This is a genomic window from Rossellomorea aquimaris, from assembly GCF_000935355.1.
GTDB lineage: Bacteria > Bacillota > Bacilli > Bacillales > Bacillaceae_B > Rossellomorea > Rossellomorea aquimaris_B.
On record NZ_JXZC01000006.1, the window covers coordinates 210644 to 225211 of the forward strand.

A 14568-nucleotide genomic window follows, 5' to 3' on the forward strand; every position below is an offset into this window, starting at 1 on the left:
AATGAGTGGAAATGACTGTAGAGTGGGTGTGAAAACCTCTCTTACAGTCTTTTTTGTTTTACAGTGTAAGAAAGGGTTCGGTATAGTAGGGATAGACAAAGGATCTTTTAAAAAGAAAGTAGTGGATGATGTGGATTTACGATATCATTATTTGTTTTGGAAGATAGCTCACTATTTGGTTGAATTTAAACAATATCGAATTCTTAATCTCTCTCCTAATCAAGATGAAATTTGGCTGGAAAACACCGGGATAAAAGAAGCAAACGTCATTCGGATGGTCCTTAAAGATTTAGATTGGGGAAACTGGGTCAAGCGGGATATGGAATTGACCTCCGTGAATGGAGAGAAAATCAGGAAGTCCCTGGGTAAAAGGCAGCTTCAAGTGAAGAATATCTATGTCTCCACTTTTCCACCGGTAGATTCAGGTCCTGATTTATTCCAGGAACCAGTGAACAACCAAAAGACCACCATTCAGCCTCTCCTTCTTCATGGTGATCAAAGTGTAGACACTCTTATGAATGATCCTTTTTTTAGTGAAGTGGATTGGGATCTCCCAAACGAAGTACTGGATGCCAATGTAGAATGGATAAAAAGCATGACCATGACTGCTTCTTCCAAACAGATACAAAAGGAAAGACAGCTGTTTGAAAAAGGAAAGCCGTTCTTTACCTATTTCTTCATTGCACTCCAATTGATCATGTTCTTTATTCTCGAACTGAATGGTGGAAGCAAGGATCCGCAAACACTGATTGAGTTCGGAGCTAAGTACAATCCCCTCATGATTGAAGGGGAATGGTGGCGACTCGTAACCCCGATCTTTCTACATATAGGAATACTGCATTTATTGATGAACACACTCGCCTTATTTTATCTGGGTACTGCAGTGGAGAAAATGTTCGGACGAATCCGATTTATCTTCATTTATATGATATCGGGAATCACGGGATCTCTAGCCAGCTTCCTTTTTACATCCAATCTTTCTGCAGGAGCAAGTGGTGCAATCTTTGGCTGTTTCGGTGCGCTGCTGTACTTTGGTGTATTATATCCGAAAATCTTCTTCAGAACGATGGGCACTAATATCATTGCGGTTATTCTATTGAATTTAGTCCTTGGCTTTACGATCCCGGGAATTGATAATGCAGGTCATATCGGTGGGTTAATAGGGGGGGTTCTCGCAGCAGGAATTGTCAGCTTGCCTAATGCTCTCCGTCCCTTGCGTCAATTACTGTTTCTGGGGGGAAGTATTGTACTTATTGGAGTACTTATGTCGAGGGGAATTGGTACAGATCCAACCTCTTGGGACGTTGACACAGTAAATGGTGTGGCACAGGAAAAGATTTCAAATCAACAGTGGGAGGAAGCTGAAAAAATTCTTCTCCCTGTAGTTGAGGATGGATCACCAAATGCCCAGACATTTTTCTACCTATCATATGCTGAAATCAAGCTGAACAAATTAGCACCGGCGAAGAATCATTTGAAAGCTGCGATTGACGAGAATGGACAATTTCATGAAGCTCACTACAATCTTGCGTTAATTCTGATTGATTCTGGTGAAAGGAAGGAAGCTCTTGTACATGCAAAAAAAGCCTATGAATTAAATAGGCAGGATGATAATTATGAAAAACTTTATAAAGAATTACAGGAGAACATTTAAAAGGAAATCTGTTGTTTAAGTAAAGAAGCTTCTCCATTTTTATCAATCAGTAACACGAGAACTTCTTTTCGATCATTCTTCACTAATATAAGTGGGATGGCACTGTCTATTGACTCAATGACAGAGCCGTCCTCTTTTTTTATTCCTAAATAATAGTTTTTATAAAGTCCTTCCCATAGGTTTCCGATTAGACGATCCCACTCTCCCTGAGTGAACCCCTCTAAAGGCTGACTTTCTAATTGGGGAAGTCGGGTTAATGGAAAGGATGTATACTCATCAATAGGGATTTCTAAGGAAGTAATCGCCTTTTCCCACAGGTAGTCGAGCTGCTGCGTGGTCACTTTGTCCAAAATGTTCTTCCATTCTTTTTCTGCATCCGTACCCGGCTCCCGGAAGGCATTTAGCGAGCTGAAATTTGAATCAATCACATACAAGGCATCTTCAGACATTTTCTGTGCGCTAGTAAACTCTGTTTCGGTTTCGTGAATTTCAGAATAATGGAATGAAACAGCTTGAAGCAGGCTGCTTTCTTTGCCCTTAATGGTTGATTCCTCCACAATTTGATCCGTGTTTTGTTCCCACTCATTCATGAGTCCCTTCAACCTGCCGTTCATAAATAAAAAGCCGACATCCTGACGCAAATATGCCGGTGAATCCAGCTTTGAAGACACCTTCCAGTTTACCTCATAATGATCATTTTTCTTCTCGGGTTGAAGCATCAGAATAGTAGTGGCAGATTCATAGGAAACATTTTCATTTATCGGGAAAAAAATAATACTTTCTTCTGTTTGGGGTTTATAAATAAATTGTATCCCAAGAGCAACGATGCACATGATGACAAGAAAGGGCATGGCTTCTTTTAGTCTTTGTCTCATTAGGTTCACTCCAATAGTATGTCCATTTGTAAATAGTATGAAGAGCAGGATATCAATATGATAGGATGTATGTTTTCTAGCTTCTTTGACTAGGATGGTAAAGATGGAAATTCATGTAAAGGTATTGGGAGTGAAGGCTAATGACAAATCAAAAGAAAAAGCCTGTCTCTACTCAGATTGAAGAAAACACCAATTATTTAAGGGATACCTTAGCTGTAGACAAAAGCTTTGATGTCATTCAATTGGATCTGGAGTATGCAGAGAGAAAAATGGCGATGTTTTTAGTGGATGGCTTTGTTAAAGATGATATTATGCATTATCTAATGAAGCTCTTATCGGGACTTAGTCCTGAACAATTAGAAGAAGATACTTTAGAAAAATTATTGAAGACGTACATTCCCTACATAGAGATAGAGCAAGTGGATGATTTGAACCAAGTGATCGATTTGGTATTGGCAGGTCCGACAGCCCTTGTGGTGGATGGCATTGATAAGGTCATTATGATTGATGCAAGAACATATCCTGTCAGAGGTCCACAGGAACCGGATATTGAACGGGTAGTGAGAGGGTCAAGAGATGGATATGTAGAAACGATTGTATTTAACACTGCGCTAACTAGAAGGAGAGTTCGTGACCCTTCTCTTCGAATGGAATATATGCAAGTAGGAAGAAGATCCAAAACGGATATTGTCGTCAGTTATATTGAAGACATTGCCGATCCGCATTTAGTCCATAAAATCAAAGATGCTCTTTCGAAGATTGACACAGATGGTCTTCCCATGGGGGAGAAGACACTGGAGGAGTTTATTGCTGGACGACACTGGAATCCGTATCCTATGGTACGGTATACAGAAAGGCCGGATACAGCAGCCGCACATTTATATGAAGGACACGTCATCATTATGGTCGACGGTTCACCGAGTGTGTTGATTACCCCGACAACTTTTTGGCATCATCTACAACATGCCGAAGAATATAGAAACAAGCCGTCTGTAGGAGCTTACCTTCGTTTTGTGAGGTTTATCGCTGTCTGGAGCTCGATTTTCTTATTGCCTCTTTATTATTTATTTGCGATCCAACCCGATCTATTACCGGAATCAATGAGGTATGTGGGTCCCGATGAGGTGGGAGAAGTTCCTTTATTTCTTCAATTTCTAATTATTGAAGTCGGGATCGATATTTTGCGGATGGCTGCCATTCATACCCCTTCTTCGTTAGCGACTGCCCTGGGTCTAGTGGCGGCCTTAATGATTGGACAAGTGGCGGTGGAAGTGGGGCTCTTAATTAATGAAGTCATTCTTTACCTCGCTATTGCAGCAATCGGTACCTTTTCAACACCAAGCTATGAGATGAGCTTAGCAAACCGGTTAGTCAGGATTTTCTTATTGATCTGTACTGCATTATTCGGGGTGTATGGATTTGTTGTGGGTATACTGTTGTGGATTATTATGCTTTCAAGAATGAAATCCTTTGATATTCCGTATATGTGGCCATTTATTCCGTTTAATTTGAGAGCATTCCGGGACGTATTCCTGCGTTCGCCTATGCCCTTAAAAAACAGACGACCACGATTCCTGCACCCGAAAGATCCAGATCGTTAAACTAAGTTAAAGAGACTTACTTATTGGATATTCCATTAAGTAGGTCTTTTTTTCTTTGGTTGCTTAGATAGGATATTTGATAGCTGCATATTGAGAAGATGGGGATTTTCACTTATACTTTAAGGTGAATGATAGAAAGCAGGGTGTATGTTATGAAAACGATTTATGATATCCAACAGTTACTAAAAAGTTATGGGACCATTATATATGTTGGGCATCGTCTTTCTGACCTGCAACTAATGGAAGGCGAACTAATAGAACTTTATCAATCCCAGCTGATCGACACGCGGGATTTTCAAACAGCTTTGTTTTTGTTGCGGCATGAAATACAAATTGAAAAAGAAAAACAGGACAGGTGATAAAGATGACAGAAAAGTGGTTGGTCGGTGTAGACTTAGGAGGGACGACGACAAAAATCGCGTTCTTGAGTAAGTACGGTGAACTTTTACATAAATGGGAAATCCCTACTGATAAATCCGAGAATGGGAAAAATATCATCGTTGATATTGCTAAAGCGATTGATAAGAAGCTGGAACAATTAGATCAGTCCAGAGATAAACTTGTCGGGATCGGGATGGGTGCACCGGGACCGGTCGATATGGCAAAAGGCATTATTTACGAAGCGGTTAATTTAGGCTGGGATAAGAATACGCCATTAAAGGACTTACTTGAAATGGAAACAGGTTTATCAGCCGTTATTGATAATGATGCAAATTGCGCAGCATTGGGTGAAATGTGGAAAGGTGCAGGAGACGGTGCGAAGGATATCGTTTGTGTCACTCTTGGAACCGGTGTTGGCGGTGGAGTCATAACCAATGGGGATGTCGTGCATGGTGTGAAAGGTGCAGGTGGTGAAATCGGGCATATTACCGTTGTTCCAGAAGGGGGATTCCAATGTAACTGTGGAAAGACAGGTTGTTTGGAAACGGTTGCTTCTGCGACAGGAGTCGTTCGTCTCGCAAATGAAAAACTGGATGGGGCAACGAAAGCGTCTGTTCTTCGCGAGATCAGGGAGTCCCATGGTATAGTCAGTGCAAAGGATATCTTTGATGCAGCAAGAGAACATGATGAACTTGCCCTTGAAGTCATCGATCAATTAGCCTTCTTTCTAGGATTGTCCCTGGCGAATTTAGGAAATGCACTTAACCCGGAAAAGATTGTCATCGGTGGAGGGGTTTCCAAAGCGGGTGATATATTATTAAATCCGGTTGTGAAATATTTCGAACAGTTCTCATTCCCAACCGTCCGTACTTCAACCAATCTGAGTATCGCTACCCTTGGAAATGATGCGGGTGTGATTGGAGCAGCCTGGTTAGTAAAGAATAAAATCTGATGGGGATATGATGTATCAATGGATATTCATTCCGGAAGAAAAGAGCTTTCCTGAAAAGGAGGGTTCTTTTTTCTGTCATTCTAGTATCTGTAGAGGGTAGTCTATAAGACATAGGGACATTAGAACCGTTTTGAAGAAATATAGTTATTTTGAAACTTTTAACGGTTTCAATCGTCTAATAGTATGGGTAAGAGAATAAGACTTAAATATTAATTGTAAATGTACAATATGAAATGGAGTTTGACGTTTTGTAAAAAAAGTATTAAGATATTTCAAGGCTGTGTTTTAAAAATTACCTTATTTTACCAATAAAAATATAACATGAATGTGTTACATACGAAGGAACCGTTTGTAGCAAGGAGGTTGATTAAATGAAATTGAAAAAGACACCAAAGGCTTCTCTAATTATCATCGCTGCATTGCTTCTTTGGGTTAAAACGTATATTGTCTATAAAACTAGTTTTGATATAAAGATAGAGAGTACACTCCAAGAACTTATTCTCTTCATCAACCCACTAAGTTTCTTACTATTTATCTTCGGAGTAGGGTTACTTCTTAAGAAGGATAAGTCTCGCACCAGATATATTATCGCTGCCAGCTTCGTCCTTTCGTTTATCCTATACGGAAACGTTGTTTTCTATCGATTTTTTGATGACTTCCTGACACTCCCTGTCCTATTTCAAACCAGCAATTTTTCTGATTTAGGTACGAGTGCCAGCGCGATTATGAGCTGGAAGGATTTATTCTATTTCACAGATGTCATTGTATTAATTCTCTTCATTAAATTAAAGCCGACATGGTTTTCTTTACAAAACTACAGCCGGGCTAATCGACGTGCGTATTTCCTGGTTGCAACCGCACTGGTTTTCTTTAATCTGGGATTAGCGGAATCAGAAAGACCACAGCTTCTCACCAGAACGTTCGATCGTGAAATGTTAGTAAAGAATATCGGAACATATAATTACCATGTGTATGATATTTTCTTGCAATCCAAGTCCTCGGCTCAACGAGCAATGGCTGACGGCAGTGAATTAGCTGATATTGATAACTATGTCCGTGCAAGTTACATCGAGCCTGATAAAGAAATGTTCGGGGTTGCAAAGGACAAGAACTTAATCATTGTATCACTCGAGTCCCTTCAGAACTTTGTCATTAATAGCGAAGTGAACGGTCAGGAAATTACACCATTCCTTAATGAGTTTATTGGTGAAAGCTACTACTTTGATAATTTCTATCATCAAACCCAGCAAGGGAAAACGTCAGACTCAGAATTTTTACTCGATAATTCCCTTTACCCATTGAACAGGGGGGCAGTATTCTTCACTCATTCTGGAAATGAGTTTGAATCCATGACAGAAAAGCTTGGTGAAAATGGATACTATACAACCGCTATGCATGCTAACAATAAAAGCTTCTGGAATCGTGACATTATGTATGACTCCTTAGGATACGAACGTTTCTATTCTTTACCCGACTATGAGGTAACGGAAGAGAATTCTGTTAACTGGGGTATGAAGGATATTCCGTTCTTTGAGCAATCTGTTGAGCACATGAAAGAGATGCCTCAACCGTTCAGTACGAAGATGATTACATTAACGAACCATTATCCATTCACATTAGATGAAGAAGATAAGCTGATCGATCCTTACACATCCAAAGATGGTACGGTCAATCGTTACTTCCAAACTGTTCGTTATATGGATGAAGCTGTAAAGAACTTCATTACCGACTTGAAGGAATCAGGATTATATGAAAACTCCGTTATCGTGATGTACGGGGATCACTATGGTATTTCTGAAAACCATAATAAGGCCATGAGTCAATATTTAGGTAAAGAGGTAACGCCATTTGTAAGCACACAGCTTCAACAGGTCCCAATGATCATTCACATTCCTGGACAAGAAGGTAAGACCATTTCTAAAGTTTCCGGGCAAATCGACCTGAAACCAACCGTTTTGCACCTTTTAGGTATCGACACGAAGAATGACATACAGTTCGGTTCGGATATCTTCTCCAGTCAGCATGAAGACCTTGCCATTCTGCGCGATGGCCGTTTCATCACTGAGGAATATGTTTTTGCCGGTGAAAAGTGTTGGAATAAGGAAACAGAAGAAACAACGGATATGAAATACTGTGAGCCATATAAAGAGCGTGTGGATGAAGAGTTAGGATACTCCGATAAGATCATCAATGGAGACCTCCTTCGCTTTTACGGTGAAACCGAAAATAATGAAGAATAAGTTAGACAGAGCTTGCGAAGAGATTCGCAAGCTTTTTTTGTCATGAATTATAGAACCTTTCATACATGTAAGTAAGGACGTATGAATGGGGAGGTTCCTTCATGAAAGTGAAAGTTCGCAGTGGTGATTCCTTTTGGTACTACAGTCAGCTGTTTTATATTCCAATCCAATTAATCATTGATTCGAACCCTTCTGTTGATCCGGATGGATTGAAGATAGGTACAGAGATAGAACTCCCTGGATTTAGAAAAGAAAGCTACTCAATTAAAAGAGGAGATTCATTCTGGACCCTTTCCCAGCAGCGGAATATAGGAGTAGACGCCTTACTCCTTTTGAACGAAGGGGTGAATCCTAACAGTTTGCAAATAGGTTCAAGTATATTTCTGCCGTCAAGAGTCGTTTCCCCGATAGTAAACGGGAAACAAGCCTATAGTTCAGGAGCGCTTGATGATGACGTGAAGAAACTAAAAGAGCTCTATCCATTTATCAAATTAAACTCAGTTGGAGAAAGTGTACTGGGGAAAGACCTCATTGAAATGAGAGTGGGCACCGGAAAGAAGAAGGTTCACATAAATGCGTCGTTTCATGCGAATGAATGGATTACCACCTCCATTTTGATGACGTTCATTAATGACTATTTACTATCGTTAACAAATGGAAACCTCATGAGAGGAATTCAGACCCTTCCCTTATATGGAATGGTGACCATTTCGTTTGTACCTATGGTTAACCCGGATGGAGTGGATCTCGTTTTGAACGGACCACCTGACGATAGAAGAAAAGAATTAATTGAAATCAATCGTGGAAGTACAGATTTTACGGGGTGGAAAGCAAATATAAGAGGTGTGGACCTGAATAACCAATTTCCTGCAAAATGGGAGGTGGAGAAAGAAAGGAAGGAAGAAAAATCACCAGCTCCGAGAGATTTCCCAGGATATAAGCCTCTTTCAGAACCTGAAACAATCGCTATGGCCAAACTGGCTCAACAAGAGAATTTTGACCGGCTGTTAGCCCTCCACACCCAGGGGAAAGAATTCTATTGGGGATACGAGGGCTTGGAACCGCCGGAAGCTGTCAATCTGGCAGCAGATTTTAACAGAGTGAGCGGGTATGAATCTGTCAGATATATTGATAGCTATGCCGGTTACAAAGATTGGTTTATTAAAGAATTCAAGAAAGCGGGCTTTACCATAGAGTTAGGAAAAGGAATAAACCCCTTGCCTCTGTCACAATTCACCGAAATCTACCAGGATATGCTCGGGATCTTCCTTGTATCGATTTATCGATGGTACTAACTAAAGCGAAGGCGGCTTGTTCAGAGGCGACAAGCATAAGACGAACATGCCGGAAAGGCGTTCTTTGCCTTTTTGGCATGTTTGACTTATGACCTCGAGCCTCTAGCCGCCGGAGCTGGAAGAAACAAAAGCGGAGGCGGCTCGTTCAGCCCCGACAAGCATAAGATGAATTGGCCGGGAAGGCGCCCTATGCCTTCTTGGCCAATTTAACTTATGACCTCGAGGGGCTAGCCGCCGGAGCTGGATGAAACAAAAGCGGAGGCGGCTCGTTCAGCCCCGACAGGACTTTATGAAATTCGACTTATCGTAAAAAATGACTCGAAAAATCTTTTGTCAGGTTCCATAAATAACTATTGTAGAAAGTTAAAATCAGGAGTAAAATAAATCATCATCCTATTTAGAGAATAACCGATTGTGGTGACCCGAATGGTGTGCGAGTGAACATCAGGTCATCACTTTTTTGAATTATTGTAATGTTTTTTTAATGATCTTGAAACATTTTCTTTTTTAAAACGTACTAATTAATATGGAATAAATTGAGGGAGGGAGAAGTGTATGATCAATAACAAAAAGGTAAGTGTTTTGATATGGTTTTTGTTGAGTATTCTTTGGTTGTCAGCTTGTCAATCTGAAGAAACTCAAACTTCTCCCCCCGAGAAAGAGAAGTTTGAAAAGAAAGAGATGGTTGCAGAAGGTCTTACCTCCGACATTTTTGTAGAAAACATCGGCTGGCTTTCAGATTCGGAAATTCTAACCGTTCAAAATGAGGATAGTCAAACCTCGTTCTATATTTATAATCTTTACAATGGAAGCAAGATGAAAATTTATGAGATTCCTTCTTCATATGTGAGCGCAAGCATTTCACCAGATAAGGAAAAAATACTTATCCATTCAGCTCCAGTATCTTATTCAGCGCAAGTGACTATTATTGGCAGGGATGGAGAAGTGCTGTTTCAAGAGGATGTCCCGTCTTATGAATTGACTCACTCATGGAACAAGTTTGATGACAATGCTTTGTTAATGACCAGTTTTAGTGAAGATTGGAGCTTTCAAGTCTTTCAAATTGATGTAGAAAAAGGGATAATGGAACCTCTTGATGTTGAACAGCCATTTGTACAGTGGCAATCTGACTCTTCCGTTCTTTTTCAAGATTGGAATACGGAAGAAGTCAGCGTTTCAGCGCCCCTCGTATCCCAAAATATTCTCGACGGGGGGAAAGACACGTTAGTGGATTCCAGTGTCCACTTTAATCAGTTCAAAGATTCTCTATTATCTATCTCTTCCCGGGAAGAAGAGGGACCGTTTACGTATCAATTCATCACCTCAAGTGGAGAGATACAGACAGAATTCTCAGTAGATCTCTTGAGCCGTTACTCTGATTGGTTAATCCCTTATTATGATATGATAGATGGGAAGGGTCATATGATTACATTCAAGGCAAATGAACCAGGCTCTTTTGATACCTACACTGGAACATTCTCATTGGTGAAGTGGGACACGGTTTCGGGAAAAGAAACCGTTTTGTTTGAAGACCTCCCTTTAGAGCCAATCCAATGTACTCCAAATGGAGAAATTTGTTTATATGGAAATCAACTTGAGAAAGTAATCGATTTGACGACCACAAATATCATTCAACTATTGAAAGAAGAAGGAGCAGATATGTAATGGCAATCGTAGATGTTACAGTTATACCAATCGGAACGGAATCTCCAAGTGTTAGTTCTTATGTAGCGGATCTACATAGAATTCTTAAAGGGTATGAGGAAGAAGGGAAAATACGTTTTCAACTTACTCCAATGAATACGATCATAGAGGGAGAACTTCCTGTTTTGTTTCAAGTCATTCAAGACATTCATGAATCACCTTTCAAACAGGGGATCAAAAGGGTAGCAACCAACATAAGAATTGATGATCGTCGGGATAAGAAAACGACTATGGAAGGGAAGTTATCCTCTGTTCAGAGTAAATTAGATCACTAAGAGCAAAAAAAGGGTGGGTATCCTTTGCAGATACTCACCCTTATATCTTTTGAAATCATACTTCTTCACTTTCGACCAACACTTCGCTTTTGTCAGGATAGGTTTTCTCTATATGCTGTTCCCCCCATGCACACAGCATATCCAGAGGTCCTTTTAAAGACCAGCCGTATTCTGTTAATTCATATTCTACTTTGGGGGGGACTTGGTTATAAATAATTCTGTTGATTACCCCATCTGCTTCAAGTTCCCTTAACTGTTGAGTCAACATTTTCTGAGTGATTCCAGGCATTAATTTCTTCAATTCACTCGTTCTTCGCTTGCTTTTAATCAAATGACAGAGAATCACGACTTTCCACTTGCCTCCGATGACTTCTAAGGAAGCTTCCACGGGTATATTGTATTTTTTCATTACGAAACCTCCAATCCCTTACATGTAAAATGATGCGATCGCTTTACAAATAGAATGGGCTACTCGATTGGCTATTATCCTAATCGGCACTATGATAATTTTCTTTTCTATTATAACGTACCTATTATAAAGGTCCATAGGGTACTTTTTGGTGCCTACATTACCGTAGAGTGCCCTGAATGATAGTAAAAAGCCTCCCGTTACATGACGGGAGGCTTTTTACTATCATTCAGTTGTTTGATTAATGACCACCTGGGTAACCAGAGTGAAGGACAGTCATAATTGTAAACCAACCAAAAACACCCAATGTTGCCAATGAGAAAAGAATTCCCATAGCGTTCTTGTTTTTGAAAGTGCTTACTACTGAAAATAAAGCTAATAATGTAACCAATGCTGTAATAATTACAAGACCCATTTATATGACCCCTTTCATTAAAATGCGTTTTACTAATGCGCTTAATGATCATATGTACATAAATGCACTCATTAACATTTTATATTTTTTTCCTCTGTTTGTCGAGGTCGAAAATTTGAAACTTATATGGCGGGTCTACCTGCCTAATTTTTATGATGCCATAAGTTCTGCTACAATAATAGTATCACAATTGGAGGTGGAACCGTTGCAGTGGAAACAAATTCCTTTAGGACCTTTACAAACGAACTGCTATATCCTTTGGAACACAAAAAACGAATGCTTAGTCATCGATCCAGGCGGAGAAGGGGAGAAGTTGATTCAATGGTTGGAGAGTCAATCGTTAACTCCGTTAGCCATTCTCCTTACTCACGCTCATTTTGATCATATTGGAGCGGTTGATCACGTACGGGAAAACTATAGAATTCCGGTATATGTTCACGAGAAAGAAGCTCAGTGGTTACTGGATCCTGCATTAAATGGATCGCAATTGTTCATGATGGGTGAACTGATTCGACTGAAGCCTGCTGACTACATACTGACAACTGAAAAAAATCTGTCGATTGGTGATTTTGAGCTGCAATTATTCGAAACGCCTGGTCATTCGCCTGGTAGTATCTCTTATTATGTACAAGAAAGTGAAATCGTATTAGCAGGAGATACGTTATTTATGGGCAGTATCGGGCGATCCGACTTGCCTGGTGGAAATCATAAGGAGCTGCTTGCAAGTATTCATGACAAGTTGTTAACCTTGCCAGAGACTACGACGGTTCTACCGGGCCACGGTCCGGAAACATCTATTGAAGGTGAAATGGACTCAAATCCATTTTTAAATGGATTTTAAGTTACACAAAAAAATTCCCTTTAGCTATAAGCTAAAGGGAATTTTTTTAGTGTCCTCCTGCACCCGGAGTCATCATAAAGGTCGTCCAATAAGTAAATCCAGCAAAGAACACTGTTAAGTAAGCACCGAAAATGTAAATATACATACGTTCGGACAGTTTTAAATAGCTTAGCATAATGAAGAATCCTGTTTGGCCTAAAAAGATTAATGATGTCGTGGTCATATCACCAAGATAGAACATTACAGCAAAAATACCAGTCCAAAATCCAAGAACTCTGTACATACGATCCATATGTAACCCTCCTTTGCACCCTAAGTCCATCATTCAATATTATAAATGAATACTACCATAAAAGTAAATATCCGTTTGCTTTTAGTTTGTGACGATTACGTGATATCTACACGTGGAACAGTCATTTAATATATTTTCCTCTTGTTTAAATTCTTCCACAGAGTATAGAGCTTCAAACATCCCTTTTAAAAAGGCGTTGTGTAAACCGCATATATACAAGGGTTCCAACTGAGCAATTTCATTAAAAGGGCAATGATCATAGTGGAAATTGATTTGATTTGTATCACTAATTGACTCATCTAAAGAAAAACCGATTGATGTAGCAATCTCCGATAAAATATGTAACTTTTCGGCTTGAGATAATTCAAGCAGGGATAAGTCATGACTCTTGAGGTAGGGTTTCACCAGGCTTTTACCATACTCATAACCCACTTCCACCAGAACCTTAAAACCTTCTTCTCCAAGCTTAGCTAATGAGGCAACGGAGAGATCGCTAAGTAAACGGAAGTCACGGGGAGGAAACGATAATTGCACGATTTCTTCAGAAGGAATATATCGTTTTCCTGGCCTGCCGCCTTTGCCTGTCTTTACATATTCTGATTGCAACACTCGAATCTCTTCAAGTTTCGATAGATGTAATCGAGCAACATTCGGATGAATATGGAACTCTTCGGCGATATCTTGAACCGATACCTTTTGTTTTCTCTCACTAATGTACAAGTAAATGGAATACCTGGTAGGGTCTGAAAGTGCACTTGTAACCTTCAATGTCATATCCATCCAAGAAACACCTCATTTTTTGTTGGTTATAACTCCATTATAAATATCAAGGAAAAGAATGGATATACAAGTAAAGCCTATTATAGCTTGATTTATCGAGTGTTTTAAAAAAGTTCACAAATTTCCAAGGGATATTACTGTACAAAAGTTATACAACTGATATACAATATGTTTAACAAATCATAAACAAGCAAGTTTAATTTTAGGAGGTCATGAAAGTGAATAACCTGACATTTTTTACTTATCCAAGCTGTACCTCTTGCCGAAAAGCCAAAAAATGGTTAACTGCACATTCCGTTGATTTTGATGAAAGACATCTATTCAGAGAGACGCCTACACATAAAGAACTGATTGAGCTTCTAACCCTAACAACCGATGGACTCGATGAAATATTGGCTACAAGAAGCCAAACCTTCAAAGACTTGGGGAAAGACGTAAACGATTTACCTTTATCGGAAGTGATCAAATTAATTATTGATGAACCAAAACTTCTCCGCAGACCCTTGTTAACAGACGGTAAAAAGCTGGTGGTCGGATACAATCCAGAGGGATTACAAAGCCTTGCGAATAAGAACAGAGCGTTGAAGAAAAGTAGTTGAATATAACATGAATAATAGGTTGGATTGAAAAAGGCGGGCACTTTATGAAAAGTGCCCGCCTTTTTCAATATGATTGTGGGGCTGAACGAGCCACCTCTGCTTTTAGATTGTCCAGCTCCGGCGGCTAGCCCCTCGAGGTCACAACTGAAAAATCCCATAAGGCAAAGAACGCCTTTTGGGATTTCCCAGTTGTGCTTGTCGGGGCTGAACGAGCCGCCTCCGCTTTTCTCTTATCCAGCTCCAGGGCTTAGAGGC

General features: G+C 39.9%; 15 protein-coding genes. 10 read left to right on the forward strand and 5 right to left on the reverse strand.

The window, feature by feature from the left end:
* Nucleotide 1: 1 nt before the first annotated feature.
* Nucleotides 2-1654, forward strand: a complete 1653-nt coding sequence (locus TV75_RS15335) for a rhomboid family intramembrane serine protease (RefSeq protein ID WP_052504579.1) — start codon at nucleotides 2-4, stop codon at nucleotides 1652-1654.
* On the opposite strand, the gene TV75_RS15340 is transcribed toward TV75_RS15335, so the two are convergent.
* Nucleotides 1651-2529: a hypothetical protein gene (locus tag TV75_RS15340; RefSeq protein WP_044339659.1), complete on the reverse strand. Its 879-nt coding sequence runs from the start codon at nucleotides 2527-2529 to the stop codon at nucleotides 1651-1653. The genes TV75_RS15335 and TV75_RS15340 overlap by 4 nt on opposite strands.
* Nucleotides 2530-2669: 140 nt before the next feature.
* Here TV75_RS15340 and TV75_RS15345 point away from each other — a divergent pair, with 140 nt between their 5' ends.
* From TV75_RS15345 to TV75_RS15375, 7 genes are all read left to right on the forward strand, one after another.
* Nucleotides 2670-4130, forward strand: a complete 1461-nt coding sequence (locus TV75_RS15345; RefSeq protein ID WP_044339660.1) for a spore germination protein — start codon at nucleotides 2670-2672, stop codon at nucleotides 4128-4130.
* 152 nt (nucleotides 4131-4282) lie between these two features.
* The gene (locus TV75_RS15350) at nucleotides 4283-4489 is read left to right on the forward strand and encodes a YqgQ family protein (RefSeq protein WP_044339661.1); all 207 of its coding nucleotides are present in this window, start codon (nucleotides 4283-4285) and stop codon (nucleotides 4487-4489) included.
* Nucleotides 4490-4494: 5 nt separating this feature from the next.
* A complete protein-coding gene (locus tag TV75_RS15355) occupies nucleotides 4495-5463 on the forward strand; it encodes an ROK family glucokinase (protein WP_044339662.1) in 969 nt (322 codons plus the stop codon).
* A 371-nt stretch (nucleotides 5464-5834) separates the two neighbouring features.
* A complete protein-coding gene (locus tag TV75_RS15360; protein ID WP_044339663.1) occupies nucleotides 5835-7703 on the forward strand; it encodes an LTA synthase family protein in 1869 nt (622 codons plus the stop codon).
* Nucleotides 7704-7804: 101 nt separating this feature from the next.
* On the forward strand, nucleotides 7805-8998 hold the full coding sequence (locus tag TV75_RS15365) for a M14 family metallopeptidase (protein WP_044339664.1): 1194 nt from the start codon (nucleotides 7805-7807) through the stop codon (nucleotides 8996-8998).
* A 555-nt stretch (nucleotides 8999-9553) separates the two neighbouring features.
* Nucleotides 9554-10663 carry a hypothetical protein gene (locus tag TV75_RS15370; RefSeq protein ID WP_044339665.1) on the forward strand — a complete coding sequence of 370 codons (1110 nt, stop codon included), beginning with the start codon at nucleotides 9554-9556 and terminating at the stop codon, nucleotides 10661-10663.
* Complete coding sequence (locus TV75_RS15375) at nucleotides 10663-10977, forward strand: MTH1187 family thiamine-binding protein (protein WP_044339666.1); 315 nt, start codon at nucleotides 10663-10665, stop codon at nucleotides 10975-10977. Before TV75_RS15370 ends, TV75_RS15375 begins: the two co-directional genes overlap by 1 nt.
* Before the next feature lie 55 nt (nucleotides 10978-11032).
* On the opposite strand, the gene TV75_RS15380 is transcribed toward TV75_RS15375, so the two are convergent.
* Together TV75_RS15380 and TV75_RS21600 are read right to left on the reverse strand one after the other, a co-directional pair.
* Nucleotides 11033-11386: a winged helix-turn-helix transcriptional regulator gene (locus tag TV75_RS15380; protein WP_044339667.1), complete on the reverse strand. Its 354-nt coding sequence runs from the start codon at nucleotides 11384-11386 to the stop codon at nucleotides 11033-11035.
* Between the two features lie 241 nt (nucleotides 11387-11627).
* Nucleotides 11628-11801 (reverse strand): DUF2759 domain-containing protein, encoded by a 174-nt coding sequence (locus tag TV75_RS21600; RefSeq protein WP_044339668.1) that lies wholly within the window; start codon nucleotides 11799-11801, stop codon nucleotides 11628-11630.
* Between the two features lie 205 nt (nucleotides 11802-12006).
* On the opposite strand from TV75_RS21600, the gene TV75_RS15390 reads away from it, so the two are divergent.
* A complete protein-coding gene (locus TV75_RS15390) occupies nucleotides 12007-12642 on the forward strand; it encodes an MBL fold metallo-hydrolase (RefSeq protein WP_044339669.1) in 636 nt (211 codons plus the stop codon).
* Nucleotides 12643-12688: 46 nt separating this feature from the next.
* Here the strand turns inward: TV75_RS15390 and TV75_RS15395 are convergent, their stop codons facing one another.
* Both TV75_RS15395 and TV75_RS15400 read right to left on the reverse strand, forming a co-directional pair.
* Nucleotides 12689-12934 (reverse strand): DUF2626 domain-containing protein, encoded by a 246-nt coding sequence (locus TV75_RS15395; protein WP_032087678.1) that lies wholly within the window; start codon nucleotides 12932-12934, stop codon nucleotides 12689-12691.
* Nucleotides 12935-13015: 81 nt separating this feature from the next.
* Nucleotides 13016-13714 carry a helix-turn-helix transcriptional regulator gene (locus tag TV75_RS15400; RefSeq protein WP_044339670.1) on the reverse strand — a complete coding sequence of 233 codons (699 nt, stop codon included), beginning with the start codon at nucleotides 13712-13714 and terminating at the stop codon, nucleotides 13016-13018.
* A 212-nt stretch (nucleotides 13715-13926) separates the two neighbouring features.
* Here TV75_RS15400 and TV75_RS15405 point away from each other — a divergent pair, with 212 nt between their 5' ends.
* The gene (locus tag TV75_RS15405; protein WP_044339671.1) at nucleotides 13927-14313 is read left to right on the forward strand and encodes a Spx/MgsR family RNA polymerase-binding regulatory protein; all 387 of its coding nucleotides are present in this window, start codon (nucleotides 13927-13929) and stop codon (nucleotides 14311-14313) included.
* Nucleotides 14314-14568 lie beyond the last annotated feature (255 nt).